At 57.3% G+C, this 13,820-nt stretch carries 9 protein-coding genes and 3 pseudogenes; 8 read left to right on the top strand and 4 right to left on the bottom strand.

The window, feature by feature from the left end; genetic code table 11:
- Positions 1 to 511 precede the first annotated feature (511 nt).
- The 6 genes and pseudogenes from QRN04_RS14650 to QRN04_RS18190 form a co-directional block, all read left to right on the top strand.
- Complete coding sequence (locus tag QRN04_RS14650; RefSeq protein WP_284976758.1) at positions 512 to 2,623, top strand: hydantoinase/oxoprolinase family protein; 2,112 nt, start codon at positions 512 to 514, stop codon at positions 2,621 to 2,623.
- Complete coding sequence (locus QRN04_RS14645) at positions 2,620 to 4,404, top strand: hydantoinase B/oxoprolinase family protein (RefSeq protein ID WP_284976757.1); 1,785 nt, start codon at positions 2,620 to 2,622, stop codon at positions 4,402 to 4,404. Before QRN04_RS14650 ends, QRN04_RS14645 begins: the two co-directional genes overlap by 4 nt.
- Positions 4,397 to 5,758: an MFS transporter gene (locus tag QRN04_RS14640; protein ID WP_284976756.1), complete on the top strand. Its 1,362-nt coding sequence runs from the start codon at positions 4,397 to 4,399 to the stop codon at positions 5,756 to 5,758. Before QRN04_RS14645 ends, QRN04_RS14640 begins: the two co-directional genes overlap by 8 nt.
- 399 nt (positions 5,759 to 6,157) lie before the next feature.
- A complete protein-coding gene (locus tag QRN04_RS14635) occupies positions 6,158 to 6,313 on the top strand; it encodes a hypothetical protein (protein ID WP_284976755.1) in 156 nt (51 codons plus the stop codon).
- 391 nt (positions 6,314 to 6,704) lie between these two features.
- Positions 6,705 to 7,817, top strand: a complete 1,113-nt coding sequence (locus tag QRN04_RS14630) for a branched-chain amino acid aminotransferase (protein WP_284976754.1) — start codon at positions 6,705 to 6,707, stop codon at positions 7,815 to 7,817.
- A gap of 1,366 nt (positions 7,818 to 9,183) precedes the next feature.
- Positions 9,184 to 9,384 (top strand): annotated as a pseudogene (locus QRN04_RS18190) (hypothetical protein); the annotation flags it as partial.
- A gap of 406 nt (positions 9,385 to 9,790) precedes the next feature.
- Here the strand turns inward: QRN04_RS18190 and QRN04_RS14625 are convergent.
- Both QRN04_RS14625 and QRN04_RS14620 read right to left on the bottom strand, forming a co-directional pair.
- Positions 9,791 to 10,837 (bottom strand): Glu/Leu/Phe/Val dehydrogenase family protein, encoded by a 1,047-nt coding sequence (locus QRN04_RS14625; RefSeq protein WP_284976753.1) that lies wholly within the window; start codon positions 10,835 to 10,837, stop codon positions 9,791 to 9,793.
- A gap of 15 nt (positions 10,838 to 10,852) precedes the next feature.
- Complete coding sequence (locus QRN04_RS14620) at positions 10,853 to 11,212, bottom strand: nuclear transport factor 2 family protein (protein ID WP_284976752.1); 360 nt, start codon at positions 11,210 to 11,212, stop codon at positions 10,853 to 10,855.
- A gap of 380 nt (positions 11,213 to 11,592) precedes the next feature.
- Between QRN04_RS14620 and QRN04_RS14615 the strand changes: the two genes are divergently transcribed.
- Together QRN04_RS14615 and QRN04_RS18230 are read left to right on the top strand one after the other, a co-directional pair.
- On the top strand, positions 11,593 to 12,048 hold the full coding sequence (locus QRN04_RS14615) for an Lrp/AsnC family transcriptional regulator (RefSeq protein ID WP_284976751.1): 456 nt from the start codon (positions 11,593 to 11,595) through the stop codon (positions 12,046 to 12,048).
- Positions 12,049 to 12,302: 254 nt separating this feature from the next.
- Positions 12,303 to 12,600: pseudogene (locus QRN04_RS18230) on the top strand (transposase); the annotation flags it as partial.
- A 449-nt stretch (positions 12,601 to 13,049) separates the two neighbouring features.
- On the opposite strand, the pseudogene QRN04_RS14610 reads toward QRN04_RS18230, so the two are convergent.
- Both QRN04_RS14610 and QRN04_RS18185 read right to left on the bottom strand, forming a co-directional pair.
- Positions 13,050 to 13,573, bottom strand: a pseudogene (locus QRN04_RS14610) (SDR family NAD(P)-dependent oxidoreductase); the annotation flags it as partial.
- Positions 13,570 to 13,758: a Rossmann-fold NAD(P)-binding domain-containing protein gene (locus QRN04_RS18185; RefSeq protein WP_350224944.1), complete on the bottom strand. Its 189-nt coding sequence runs from the start codon at positions 13,756 to 13,758 to the stop codon at positions 13,570 to 13,572. The pseudogene QRN04_RS14610 and the gene QRN04_RS18185, both read right to left, overlap by 4 nt.
- Positions 13,759 to 13,820: the final 62 nt, after the last annotated feature.

The following is a 13,820-nucleotide window of genomic DNA, read 5'->3' as shown; positions in this document are numbered from 1 at the left end:
AGCGTCGGCCCGAAGCGGTCCCGATGGGGGCATATGGCTGGCCTGCTCTTGCGATCTTCCAGCCCCGCTTCACCTGAACCCCGGTACCTGGGTGACCAGCGGGTGGCCGTCGGGACGGCCACGTTGAACCGCTCAGGTGCCCGGCGAAGGCTTCGCCATAACGCGTTACGGCGGTACACGAGGATCTCCTGGATTTTGTTTGCTCTCAAGCACCACACAACAGCCGGGTCCTCTCTCCCGTCCCATCCAGGACGTGCACTTTATTGCGTCCCATCCCCCGCTACCTTCTTAGTAACCACGGGCAGGCATCGTCGACGAACCGCTCCTACGGATAGCCGATCCCACAACTGTTCGTCTAAACCTCTCCGCGGCGGCCGAAGAAGTAATATCTTCAAAAGACCCTTGTAATATCTCACAGGTCCGCTAGGCTTTGGTTATGTGAGGTCGATCACGCTTGGGAAGTATCCCAGTACCTCAACACATCCATCTACATTTCAGTTAGGAAGCTCTTATGCCTTCGCCGATTACGACCCCTGCGGGGAACCGCAGTGGATGGCTTGTTGCCGCTGACATCGGGGGAACCTTCACCGACATCATCGCGTTGGGCCCGGACGCCCGCGTAGTTCCGGTGAAAGTTCTTTCCACTCCTCCAGACTTCGGCACAGGCGTCATTAACGGAGCAGTTGAGGCGCTATCTGCTGCCAGCGCACATGCCACCGAAGTTGTTGGCGTCCTGCACGCAACTACCGTCGCAACGAACGCCATTCTCGAGAGGCAGGGAGCCAAGACCGCGCTCGTTACGACCAAGGGGTTCCGAGACGTGCTGGAAATCGGTCGCCTGCGACGGCCTCTCCTCTACGATCTGTCTTGGAAGAAGCCGGACCCATTGGTCAAGCGTCGAAATCGTCATGAGCTTTCTCAGCGGATCGCTTCAGACGGCACGGTGCTGGAGGCCATCGAGGGTGCGGAGTTGGAGGCTCTCGCCAAGCAACTCGTCGAGGATGGCATCGAATCGGTGGCCGTGTGCCTCATTAATTCCCATGTGTCCCCTGAAGAGGAGCGCATGGTGGCGGACAAGTTGCGGGGAATGCTGCCCTCCCTGTATGTCACGGCCTCCGTGGACATCTCGCCGGAGCAGGGAGAGTTCGAACGAACTAGCACCGCAGCAGTCAACTCTTACGTCGGACCTCTTGTCCACGTCTACATCAATGAACTGAGTGATAGCCTCAGAAATCAGGAAATTACAGCACCCTTTTCAATCATGCAGTCCTCGGGAGGACTGCTTGATGCGCAAGCCGTCTCTGAAAAGCCGGTACAGATCATAGAATCAGGACCAGCTGCCGGTGTTATTGCTGTCCAGAAGCTTGCTCAATTGCTCCAGCTTGACAACGTAGTCGCGTTTGACATGGGTGGAACCACTGCGAAGGCGTCTCTCATCGAGAACGGCCGCCCGTTTGTAGCAAGTGACTATGAAGTGGGCGGAGGGATGAACATCACTCGTAGCATGGGTAAGGGCGCGGGTTACACCATTCGGGTTCCTTCTATCGACATCGCCGAAGTCGGCGCCGGGGGCGGCAGCATCATCAACGTAGATGCTGCGGGTGCGATGAAGGTTGGTCCTCAGAGCGCCGGCTCACGTCCAGGACCTGCTTGCTACGGAAATGGAGGGGCACAACCCACGCTGACGGATGCCAACGTCGTGCTGGGCTACTTGAACCCTGAATCTATAGCTGGTGGGCGCGTTGAGATTTCCCCTGATCTTGCCGTCCGCGCATTGGAACCAGTTGCGAGGGAAGTCAACAAAGAGGTGCTTGAGGCTGCCAGGGGTGCATACGAAATCGCCGTCTCCAACATGACCTCCGCTGTGAAGGCTGTCACCAGTGAACGCGGCCGGGATCCTCGTGATTCTGTCATGGTGGCATTCGGTGGGGCGGGGCCCCTTTACGGCGCTTCGCTTGCGCGTGAACTGGGAATCAATACAGTGATCGTCCCTGTCCATACCGGACTATTCAGCAGCCTGGGACTGCTGGTGGCCGACACGGAGTACCAGGTTGTCGCCCCTTACACCTCGCAACTGCAAGACCTGACGGCGTTGATTCACCAGTTTGAGACCCTCGAGGCGGAGGCTTTTGATGGTCTGGGCTCATCGGAGTCGGCTGATACTAAAATCGAACGCCTTCTCGATATGCGATACAGGGGCCAGCGCTTCGAGCTGAGGATCCCGATGCCCGAGGGACAGATCGACGCAAATACTCTAGCTGAATCCTTCGCTCGTTTCCACGCGGAGCACTTGAAGACCTACGGTCGGAAAAGCGGGGATGAGCTCGTGGAAATCGTCAACGTCCGCGTCCGCATTTCGATTCCCAATCCTGTGAGTATCGATCAGGCGCTCGCTCTTCCGCTCATGGAGGCCAACGCGGTGGAGACACGGCTGTGCCGTTTCGACACTGAAATCGAGACTCCAGTCATTCGCAGGGCACACCTTGGAATGAAGCCAAAGGCAGGTCCTCTGGTCGTGGAAGACATGGACTCGACGACACTTGTTCCCCCTGGAGCCGTGGCACATCTCGACAAATACAACAACATCATTATCAACTGGGACATTAATGGGGTAGCAGAATGAATACATCGCTTCTTCGCGACGCTGCGACATTCGAGGTCTTTCGTAACGCAGTTGCAGGCCTAGCCGACGAACTCGCGATCACAATCCTCCGAACAGCCCACTCGCAAATCGTGGCCTCGAGCATGGACTTCTCCGCCGCCCTATGCGATGCCAGCGGGCAAACAATTGCGCAGGCAAACACATGTCCAGTTCATCTCGGTTCAATCCCTGACGCAATGGAAGCTGTCTTAGCAGCATTCGGTGGCGAGATCAACGAGGGCGACGTCTACATTTTGAACGATCCCAGTCTAGGTGGCATGCATCTGCCTGACATTTTCATTATCTCGCCCGTTTTCTACGAGAGCGAACTACTGGGTTATGTCGTGACCGTCGTGAACCACAGCGATGTGGGAGGGTGGGTTGCCGGCTCCATGGCTTCGCAGTCCACGAGCATCTTCGCGGAAGGCATTCAGATTCCCCCCTCGCGTCTGGTCGATGCCGGCGTCGTCAATGAGACCTTTTATAGCCTCATTTTGAGAAACGTACGCGAGCCCGGCATGTTGCGAGGGGACCTTGAATCACAGCTAGCTGCGTGCCATGCCGGTGGAACCGGAATGAAAGACCTCGCAGCGCGCTATGGCATCGTCGAATACCGCGCTCTCCTCGATGAATTGCTCGACTACTCAGAGGCGCTCGTGCGAAATGCCCTGGAGCACGCTCCCGACGGCATCTACTCCTTCGAAGATCAGATTGACGAGGATGGGCTGGGATCAGGCCCGATCCCCTTCAAGGTCGAGATCACCATCAAGGGGACGGATATCCACTTCGACTTCACAGGGTCTTCACCTCAGGTCGCCTCCGCATTGAACGCAACCTCGTCGTTTACCCGATCCGCTTCGTATGCCTCTCTCCAAGGAGCACTCGGGTCAGATGTCCCAGCCAACAGCGGGTTCTACCGACCCTTTAGCTTCACTATTCCTGAAGCCTCAATCTTGAATGCTCAGCGTCCCGCAGCACGAGGCGCACGTGGGCTCGTCGCCTATCGAATCATCGATCTTGTCCTTGGCGCTCTGGCGCCTGCGCTTCCAAAGCACGTCCCAGCAGCAGGTGATGGGGGACCCGGGTCCGTGGCTCTTGGAATCACCGAACCGGACGGATCGCAGGTCGTTCTTTGGGACTTCATGATGGGTTCGTGGGGTGCCACCCGCTCTGGTGACGGCAACGATGGTATTAGTCCATTGGGTGCCAACATGGCGAACATTCCGGTCGAGGAACTCGAATCGTCTGGCCACGTGCGCATCGATGCCTACGGATTCCTCCCCGACTCGGCGGGCCCAGGACGATTCCGTGGTGGCTTGTCCGTGGTCAGAGACATGACGCTTCTGTGTTCCGAAGCAACTATGCAGATCCGTTCAGATCGCCGCACCTCACGCCCCTACGGTCTCAAGGGGGGACTAACGGGTGAGCCTTCACTTAATCTTCTCAACCGAGATACTGATCAGGAACGGGTTCTCGACACGAAGCCCTTCCTGACCATTTATGAAGGTGATACACATCGTCATATCACTGCATCAGGCGGCGGATATGGTGATCCCCTCGAGCGTGAAACCGACCTGGTGCTCGAAGATCTTCTCGACGGCAAGATCACGCCTGATGGTGCCCTTCGCGATTACGGGGTGGTCGTAGACCAAAGTGGCTCCTCGGTCCTTCAAGACGAAACGGCGAGCATTCGCCGGGAGCGAGTCAAGAACGCCATGTCGCCCAGTGCCGACGATCAAGAGAAAGGCAATCATCATGACTAACTCTCAGTTGGTTCCCACCATGGGTGTCGAAACTGAGCGCCGCCTGTGGCGCAAGATAAGCTTCCGAATCATGCCTATTATCGGCCTAGCGTTCGTCGTTAGTTATGTCGATCGGGCCAACCTTGGATATGTCGCCAAGAGCATGTCCGCTGATCTCGGCCTGACGGCCACTGCCTTTGGGCTTGCAGGTAGCCTTTTCTTCATCGGCTACATCTTGATGGAGGTCCCAAGCAACATGATGCTGCAGAGATTCGGCGCACGCGTCTGGATCTCCCGGATAATCATCAGCTGGGGACTTGTCACTGTTGTAACTGGATTTATTGAATCTACAACCCAACTCCTGATTGCGCGTATTGTTCTCGGCATAGCGGAAGCCGGACTTTCGGCGGGGATTATCCTGTACTTGACGTATTGGTATCCCAAAAGGGCTCGTGCTTGGGCAATGTCAACTTTTTTCTTGATGATTCCCATTGGTAGTATCGTGGGCTCTCCCATGGCAGCAACTCTGCTCACCTGGGGGCAAGGTCTGCTGGGGATAGCAGGGTGGCGTTCTTTGTTCATCGTTGAGGGGGCGCTGACGATTGTCATAGGAATCGTAGTCCTGGCGTTTCTCCCTGACGGGCCCAGCAAAGCAAAGTGGCTTTCTTCTGAAGAGCGAGCCTTTCTTGAAGCAAGCTTGGAAGCGGAGAGAGTGGAGCACACTGCCCATGGCGCCCTTACGGGCGTGCGCCAAGCGCTAACCAGCGGAAGAATCTGGGCGTTAGCCTCTGCCTTTTTCGCAGTCGTCTTCGGCCTCTACCCCTTGGCCTTTTTCCTTCCGACTATGATCGATACTCTTAATAACACCTTCGGAGCGAAACCCGGTGATGTTTCGGGGGTTTTGTTGGCAGCAATTCCATATTACGTCGCCCTTTTGGCGATGATTGTTTGGGGGCGTGTGGGCGCCCGACGATCGGCAGTGTTTGCGACCACCGTGCCCATGGTCATTGGAGTCATCGGCTTGGTCTCTGCCACCCTCGCCCAAAATGGCGCTCTCTTCATCGTTGCCGTATGCGTCAGTGTTGCAGGGATGTATTCTGCGTTCGCTCAATTTTGGCGCATTCCAGCCATTGCCCTGAGTGGGGCCGGTGCGGCAGCGGGGATTGCGCTGATTAACTCGGTGAGCAATACAAGTGGACTGGTTGGTCCGTACATTACGGGACTCATCAAGGACCAAACAGGAAGTTATACCCTTGCCCTGTTGCTTATAGCGGCAGTGATGATTGTTGGGATTGTGATACTGCTAACAGTCGGACGCCGAGCGGAAAAGGTTGGAGACAACAGTTACCTCGCGGAAAAAAAGGCGAATACCTAGCCATTGTTGAATCGTAGTGTTTGTAGTTGGTGCTGCCCCCGAAAGTAAGATTATCGAGGGCAGCACCAATTTCTACTTTGGGCCGTGGTGCATTTGGATTGGGCCGAGGGTTGCCTGGATCTCGGGTTTGAACGTCCGCACGTTGTGGTCACGTGATTGAATCAGTTCAATTATTATGTGTACCGGTGCAGTTCGGGGCAGCCCGTGTACCCGCCCAGACCATGTTCGCGGCGACAACGCCTAGTCGGCCCGGGCCATCCGAACCCGCCTTCGCGTCCGCAACTTCGTGGCCGTCATCCCGTCGTCATCAACAGATTGGTCACCGGAAGAGACGCGGACGAATCACCGGTGGCAGACCCCCTGCGTTCGACAAAGAGGACTACAAGGGCGCAACGCCGAATGACACCTCACCACCTTCAAGCAATGGCGAGCCCTGGCAACCGCTACGACAAACCCGCCCTCTCCTACCGCGGCGGAGCGGTCCTCCGGGCGATCAGCATCGGGCTGGCAGCTCAGGAGACACGCCCCCTATTTGGAGACGCCGAGATTTTTTAAGCGTATATGGGCAGCTACGAAATAGGTTCTCTCATTGTTACACGTGCAAGAATCAGCCTCCGTTTAGTCGCGGAATGGAAAGTTGGGGCCTCTCAAAAGCAACCTCGCCAATATAGGCACCCTCGCCCTGGCGTACGCGCCTCAGACGGACCCTGACCGACCGCTAGTAACCTGGCGTCCGTCATTGCTGAGTTTCGGTGAACTGCCGTAGCCATTGGCTTCATATGGCAGTGCGCCATGCCGGGGCTTACTTATATCAAAAAAGTATGAGCCGCCCCGTCGGGAGCCTTCATCGGAGACCGACATTCCGAACCAGGTGCGCGCTCTTCTCGAACAACTTAATGCTGCCGTGAAATGCACCGCTGAATACAAGACCGAATGTGGAGAAACCATGACCCAGACTGCCCATGGCGTCGAATTTAAACAGCGACTCTCCCACCGCAGGGTCCCTGATCAAGAGCGTGCGTTGATCCTGGCGAATCCTGGATTCGGTGACTATTTCACCGACCACACCGCCGTCATCGACTACAAAGTTGATGCGACGGGCACAGGCGGTTGGGCGCATGCTCGCATCGAACCGTATGGGCCCATTTACCTGGACCCGTCAGCTGCGGTGCTGCATTACGGCCAAGAAATCTTCGAAGGACTCAAGGCCTACCGCCATTCAGACGGATCGATCTGGACCTTCCGCCCAGAAGCCAATGCGGCCCGCCTAAACCGGTCCGCCCGCCGTCTCGCGTTGCCCGAACTTCCGCCGGCGTACTTCCTTGGAGCCATCCGTGAGCTTGTCCGTGCCGACAGGGATTGGGTCCCGGCTGGTGACGGCCAGGCGCTTTACCTGAGGCCCTTCATGATCGCCACGGAAGCCTTCCTGGGCGTCCGCCCTGCCCGCGAGTTCTCGTTCCGTGTAATCGCCTCGCCGGCAGGCAACTACTTCGGTGGCGAAGTGAAGCCCATTTCGATCTGGATCTCCCGCGAATATGCCCGGGCCGGTCGCGGCGGAACCGGAGCAGCCAAATGTGGAGGGAACTATGCTGCATCGCTCGTAGCCCAGCAAGAAGCGGAAGCCAACGGATGTAATCAGGTTCTCTTCCTAGACCCCTTCAACGACAACGCAATTGAAGAACTGGGTGGTATGAATTTGTTCTTTGTGATGATGGACGGCTCGCTCGCCACCCCGGGGCTGACCGGTACCATTCTTGAAGGTGTCACCCGGATGTCGGTCATGCAAGTAGCCAAAGACATGGGCCTCAAAGTCGTCGAGCGGCAGATCACCTTGGACGAATGGCGCGACGGTGTGGAATCCGGGCAGATCACGGAGGTTTTCGCATGTGGGACGGCGGCCGTGATCACACCGATCGGCCTTCTCAGGGACACATTCGAAACCATCGGCCACGAGAACGCCCTTGCAGGGGAGACGACGATGGCGATCCGTGAGCAACTCTTGAGCATCCAAATGGGGGCTGTCTCTGACACTCATGCATGGCTCACACGATTGATATAACCACGGTCTAAACGTCGCGTCACGGATGGACACGAGTACCTCCTGGTTTGCGTTTTGCTGCCGACAAGCACCGCACAACACACGGAAGTCCACCTGTGACTGAAATCAATTCCCTGTCACCAACCTGACGGGACAGTACAGCCGATATGTAGTTCTCGTTTATCATGAGCGAGAGGAAGCGGTCCGGGGCCCCCCAACATGAACTGCTCCCGGAAAGTTGGACCGAGAATTTCAGTTCCGACTTTTTGGGAGCATTTTTTGCCTGGGGACAGTCTGTTATCCGAGGAGCAATGCCAGGCGGCGGTCTCTTTGTTTGATGCTGGGTGGGGATAAAAAGGCAGTGGCAGCTCGGCTCGGGGTGAACAAAGGACCGATTCGTCCGGCTGCACGAGCGATTGCGGGTTCGTGGAGGTACGGCACTGGTGACCAAGCCAACCAAGCCATTGTTTTCCTTCAAGTTCAAACGTGAGGCTATGCGACGTTACCTTTCTGGCAAGAGCAAGGTCGCGTTGGCTAAGGAACTATTTGTCATCTCCGAGGTTGATGGAGAAATGGGCGCAGCAGTACAGGGACGAGGAACGGCGCTGCGGGTCCGTGCTGTCATCGGTCACAAGGGCCGAACATCGACTGGATGTGCTTCTGATGTCGCAGGGCTTGCACGGTCCACGGTCCCCGTACTTCGATCACCAGAGTCGATTCAAGGCCCCCGATCCGCAAGAAGCACTAAAGGCCGCGGTCAGGGAGATTTTCTAGGCCAATCTTGCCCTGTACGGGCATCGGCGGATTAATACTGAACTGCTGAAGCAGGGTGGTCGGTCGCGAAGAAGACCGTGTTGGCGCTGATGCGTGCTCTGCGCCTCGTTTGCAAGGTCCGACGGAAGAAGCGTTACAAGTCCTACCAGGGCGAACAAGGCAGGATTGCTCCGAACGAACTCAAGCAGGAGTTCGAGGCCGGATTCCCCAAATCAAAAGTGGGTGACAGATGTGACCGAGTTCGCCGTCGGCGACCGGGAACTTAACCTCTCACCGGTCATGGATCTTTTCGACCGGCAAAATCATTTCCTATACCATTGGGGACTCCCCGAACCTTTGAGCTGACTGACACCTCCTCCCTGCGGTCGGCCCTCACATGCCTTGAACCCGGGCAGCAGCCACTCGTGCATTCAGACCAGGGTTTCAGGACCAGCACGCCTTCTGGCGGGCTCTTATCGCGCGTGTCGACGCGTGCAGTCCATGTCACTCAAGGGCAATGCTACGACAACGCGGTGATGGAAAAATTCTTCGAACACCTCAAGGAAGAGCTCTTCCATCACGTCCGCTTCCGGAAGACTGACGCACTGGAAACAGCGCTGCACGACACGTCCATTGGTACAGCACCGTCAGAATCTCAAGAAAGCTCAAGGGTCTGAGCCCGGTGCAATATCGTGCTCAGGCCCTTGCGGCTTGGGCTCTCAATTGGCCCGTCCAACTTTCGGGGACCAGTTCACTTCACCGCGCTGCGACATCATGTACTGCACCCCGAACGACCTGTTCGAACCGTTCGTTGAGACGCACGCCGCCGCAATAGCCAACGCACCGTAACGGAGTGAAGTTAAGACGTCGGAATCGCTAAGCGCACCCAACCCGTCGGGACTGACGACAGTTAGTAGGTCACACGAGCCCATACGCTGGCCGGTCGCCTGCGATCGCTGCCGCCAGCACGACCAAGCTGTTGGGAGATGGCCTGACGGTCAGCAGGCGAATTGCACCAAAGGCATCTGTGAGCTGCCGACATGAAGGAGTGTGCCAGAGGCCTCGTCGATGAGCGGCTGGGGCGCCGGAGGCGAGGCCAACTGCACTGCCGCGGTCTGGCTCGGCGGGGTTGGAGACGGCGAAGCTGCGTTCCTTGCCTTCGGCATCTCGGAGCGTACTATCCCAGATGGTAGGACGGCTCTATTTTGGGTTGGGCGCTATCACGAGAAGGCTTGTTGTTTTCAAAGGGACGTGCTGCCGGGTTCTCGGTTTTTGATTGCCTTCCGTGCGAGATTGAGAGCCTCCTCCAGAGGAGCCTTGTTGTTTCTCTTTGCCTCTCGCAGAATGGCTGTGACCCGTCCTTCAATCTTGCTGATCTCTGTGAAGGTGGCATCATTGCCCAGTCCTTCCAGGTCACAATGCACGTGAATCACTCCGCCGGCGCTGCTGACAAAGTCCGGGACGTAGATAATTCCCCGCTCTTGGAGACGGACGGCGATCGCCTCATGGGCGAGAGGATCGTTGGCCGCGCCTGCAACGATCCTGCACTGGAGTTGCTCGACGGAATCGTCATTGATTGTCTTGGCCGATGCGCACGGCGCATATATGTCGCAGTCGTATCCTATGACTTTATCGGGATCGACAATCCTTGCGCCTGTGGCGTTGGATACGACTTGAGCTACCTCTGGGTTAATGTCGCTGATGAAAACGTCTGCCCCCCGTCCGATGAGCGAGGAGGCGAGCTTTGCTCCGACATGGCCAACGCCCTGTATAAGCACTTTGAGACCCTGCATGGACGAGGTGCCGTATGTGAACCGGACGGCGCCTGCAATAGCAGCATCTACGCCTTGTGCAGTCCAGCCGGAGGGATCGATTTCACTGCAAGCAACAACTGCGCCTCCAGCCCGCATCAACTTGAGGTCTTCCGTTGTGGTGCCCATATCGACCCCAGGCATGTATGCGCCTCCGAGACGATGAACGAACTCCCCAAACCTACGCATCACTGCCCCGCGGTCTCGCCACTCATCTGCGAAGATAATGGACTTGGCTCCTCCGTAGGGAATTCCTGCGACAGCATTCTTAAGCGTCATCGCCCGCGCAAGGCGTTGCGCTTCGACAATGCCTTCCCGCTGGCTTGGGTACGAACGGAGCCTTACTCCGCCGAACCCCGGTCCACGGTTGGTATTGTCAATTGCGATCACCGCTCTCAGGCCAAGGCTTTCATCGCTGCAGATGATAACTTGTTCGCCGGTGAACAGGGAGTCATATTCTGATCTAAGCTGTGACATCTTTGTTCCTTTCAACTAGATAGTTCTGGCTGGAAAAAGCGTTTGCCGATGAGCGATTCTGAGGCCGTTGAATTTGTACCAGTCTGTAAATGGGACATTAACGCGTTCCCCGTCTTTGAGAGTTCCGCGAAATACACCGCGTACTGCCACCCATGTGTCGCCGGGGACGACCGCTTCCAGCGAATGCTTGCCTGATTCGATTACCCGCTGAGACTGGTAGAAGAGCCGCATTTGCTCTTTTCCGTTCATTTTTTGGCTGCCTTGGCGTTCGTACACGGCGTCCTCGGTAAAGAGCGCAAGTAGACCTTCGATGTCGCCAGCGTCTACGAGCAGGTAATACCGGCGAACCAGAGCGTCGACTTCGGTGTCGCTCATGCTTCGGCCACTTCCAAACGGGTGACTGTCCAGGTGTGGACGGGTTCAGGACAGATGGTGCTTCTCCTGCGATGGCATGGCACGGTAAGAGGCCTTTCCGTTCGAATCTGGGGGCGACACGCCACTTGATTGGCGGCCTTGTTCACCAGGTGCCATGCAAGCATCTCAATCAGAGAGGATGAGAGGAATATTCACGCGTGAGATCTGCTCTAGTCGCAGACTATGTAACCTTTGCGTCCCTGTATTGGGAACGTATGCTGCTTAATACGGCATGATTCATGCTCGCTCAAGAGTGACCTTTTGGGCAGTTCCGAGGCGGGCGAGACGGATAATCCGCCCGCGGTCGGAGGGATCGTTTGGAGTAGAGCAATGAGGGAGTCATGGACGACATCGACCGGCAGATTGTGGAATTGTTGCGGAACAATGGACGGATGCCTGTCTCAGACATCGCTAGGCGGGTCGGGCTGTCCGCTGCTCCCGTTTCCCGGAGAATGGAGCGATTGGAGAATACTGGCGTCATTCTGGGATACAGCGCGATCGTTGACGAGGGTGCCTTAGGTGAAATAGATGCCTTCACTGAGATTCGATTGAACAGCGGGAGCGACAACCGAGAGCTTGAAGAGCTTGCCAGGCAAGTGCCCGAGATTCAGCAGTGCTACACCATAGCTGGTGACCCGGATGGCCTGGTGCGATTTCGCGTACGTAACGTCGAGCATCTCAAAGGAGTCGTTAATGCTATTCGTCGAACAGGCTTCGTCGCGGGGACGAAGACACTCATAGTGCTGGCGACTTGGGATCGCTCGCGCCTGGTAAGGGTCGATCTACCGGAAGTTTGACGGACAAGAAATCATCGCGGAAGTCATCCGAGCCTTTCCGCTAAGTGTCTCGCATCGTTCAACGCCCTCTTTGCCTAAACGTGTGGTCGGGTGCGGCCGTATGGTTTTCTGAGACAGCTTGATGGAAGCATCACTTCAGATGACCATGGGCAGAAGAAAATATGATGCGGCTTTCCGTGAGGAAGCAGCGCGCCAGGTGCTGTCCTCGGACCAGCTGGTGAAGCAGATCGCCGAGGACGCTGGGCGGATGCCAGCGCAGCGGACGGACCGGTCGCCGCCCGCGTCGTCGGAAAGAACACCGGACCAAGCGATTCCCGGACATGGTCATGATCCGGAACAGGCCTGCAGAAGCGATCGCTAGATTAGTACCAAGGCATTGGGGAGGGGACTCAATCATTGGAAAGGGAGGCCGCTCTTCCATCGCCACACTGGTCGAACGGACCACGCTTCATCATCCTCGTACACCTGGCAGGAAACCGCGTAGCTGAGAATCTGCGCGATCGACTGGCCGAAGCGATGAGACCGCTCCCAGCACATCTACGCCAATCTCTGAAGATGCAACCACCGAATAAGCGCCCAATCTTCCACAGTGACCGCCCACCCAATCGTTTGAAACGGGCGGCTGAGTTTTCGATCATCACCGACACGGCCACACCGTCGAGCGCTCCCGTGGCGGACCAGGTACAACCCTCCACCACCTGCGACGGCCGATGGCGCGGCCATCTTCCCCCGTCCAGAGTGGGCGGCCCGGGTAGTGGCATCTTCACCCACCTCCTGTCAGAATCAGCATTCCTGTCTCGGACCGGGCATGCCCGCGGCCGGGGATCAACGCCATCACCGCCGAACCGAAAGTCCAAAGGCCAACTGCGAACGCAAGGGCCTCGGTACGGCCACCCCCGGCATTCGTCATTGACAAGAAGTAGCCGAGCTGAGCTGGGATGGCTGCCGATGTTCTAGCGACCTATTCTGCCTATTTCGGCATCGTTCGCGGTGGACAATCAGCGGATTGTATATCCCCCGTCGGCGACGAGGGTGTGGCCTGTCACGAGGGAGGCAGCGTCACTCAGCAGGTAGGTAACCGCGCGCGCCACTTCCTCTGGCTCGCCGAACCTGCCGAGGGTGATTCGGCTCAAAAGTTCTGCGGACCACTCTGGGCGCTCGAGAGTGCTGGCCGTGAGTTCCGTCCGGACAAAGGTCGGGGCTACGGCATTGACCCGGATGCCGTGCTTGGCCCACTCCAATGCGGAAAGTTTCGTGAGGTGGATCGCCGCCGCCTTGCTTGAACCATAAGCTGCGCGCTCCTCGATTGCCGCAAGTCCGGCTTGCGATGCCAAATTAACGAGGGTTCCAGGACCTTCCTCTCTATCCAGTGCCGGGCAAGGGCCTGGGTTACGAAGAACATTCCCTTCAGGTTTGTTTCGAGGACGAAGTCCCACTCGTCCTCGCTGACTTCCAGCGCAGGCCGAGGAGCATTGGCGCCCGCGTTATTGACGAGCATATGGACCTGACCGCTGGCAGCGATCACGCACTTGACCCCATCAGCTGTGGAGAGACGGTGTCACGCATGTCCGTTACGATTGGAACGGTTTTGTACCGATTAGCGATGGCGATCGCGGTCTTTTGGTCGCGACTTGTTCCATACACAATTCCGCCTTCAGCCAACACATTCTCAGCGATGGCCCGCCCAAGGCCTCGGCCCACCCCCGTCACGAGGACGGGTCTGCTGCACGGATAGGTGACATCTGTTGTGCCTAGTCAACGGGACTGGGCTG

Origin of the sequence: Arthrobacter sp. efr-133-TYG-104 (assembly GCF_030208915.1) — a bacterium.
GTDB lineage: Bacteria > Actinomycetota > Actinomycetes > Actinomycetales > Micrococcaceae > Arthrobacter.
The sequence above is the reverse complement of the archived record's forward strand: the minus strand, read 5'-3'. Positions and strand labels throughout refer to the sequence as shown.